The organism is Streptomyces sp. NPDC000941 (genome assembly GCF_053599555.1).
In genome coordinates this window covers 1-1,136 of sequence record NZ_JBSFMM010000563.1, presented here as the reverse complement: position 1 = coordinate 1,136, position 1,136 = coordinate 1, and the positions used below count along the sequence as shown (strand labels likewise).

The window sequence follows — 1,136 nt, the reverse complement described above, 5'->3', positions numbered from 1 at the left end:
GAGGTGGACGCGGTCGAGGCGCATGGGACGGGCACCACCCTCGGTGACCCGATCGAGGCGCAGGCGCTGCTGGCGACGTACGGTCAGGGGCGGCCAGAGGAGCGGCCGTTGTGGCTGGGGTCGATCAAGTCGAACATCGGGCACACGCAGGCCGCGGGGGGCGTGGCAAGCGTGATCAAGATGGTGCAGTCACTGCGGCACGGTGTGCTGCCGGCCAGCCTGCACATCGACGCGCCGACCCCGGAGGTGGACTGGGGCACGGGCGCGGTGGAGCTGCTGACGGAGGCCAGGCCCTGGCCGGAGGTCGAACGCCCCTGGCGGGCCGGCGTGTCCTCGTTCGGGGTCTCCGGCACGAACGCGCACCTGATCCTGGAGCAGGCCATCGAGGAGGCGCAGCCTGTGTCCGCGCCTCTGGTGCCGGTGGGTGGTGTGGTGCCGTGGGTGGTGTCGGGTCAGTCGGCCGAGGGGTTGCGGGCGCAGGCGCGGCGGTTGGCGGAGTTCGCCGTCACCTCGGACGCGGATGCGGCGGCGGTGGGCTGGTCGCTGGTGGCCAGCCGGTCGGTGCTCGATCACCGGGCGGTCGTTGTCGGTGAGCACCGCGACGAGCTGCTGTCGGGGCTGGGTGCTCTGGCGGAGGGGGCGCCCTCCGGCAGCGTGATCACCGGCAACGCCGTGGCGGCGGGCACCGGGCCTGTGCTGGTCTTCCCCGGTCAGGGGGCGCAGTGGCGGGGGATGGGTGTGGAGTTGCTGGGTTCGTCGCCGGTGTTCGCGGCGCGGATTGCGGAGTGTGAGGCGGCGTTGGCGCCGTTTGTGGACTGGTCGTTGACGGAGGTGCTGCGCGGTGAGGGCGAGACGGACCTGGCGCGGGTGGATGTGGTGCAGCCGGTGTTGTGGGCGGTGATGGTGTCCCTCGCGTCGGTGTGGGAGTCCTACGGCGTTCGTCCGGCGGCGGTGGTGGGTCACTCGCAGGGGGAGATCGCTGCCGCTGTCGTGGCGGGTGCGCTGAGTCTGCTGGACGGGGCGCGGATCGTGGCCGTCCGCTCCCAGGCGTTGCGGGCGCTGTCGGGCGGGGGCGCCATGGCGTCGCTGGCTGTGGGCCAGGCGGAGGCGGAGGAGTTCATCGGCGGGCGTGCGGG

At 73.2% G+C, this 1,136-nt stretch carries 1 protein-coding gene; it reads left to right on the top strand.

What is annotated here, in order from left to right; genetic code table 11:
• A partial coding sequence (locus ACWDSL_RS53500) for an acyltransferase domain-containing protein (protein WP_450497040.1) occupies positions 1–1,136 on the top strand: 1,136 nt, incomplete at both ends.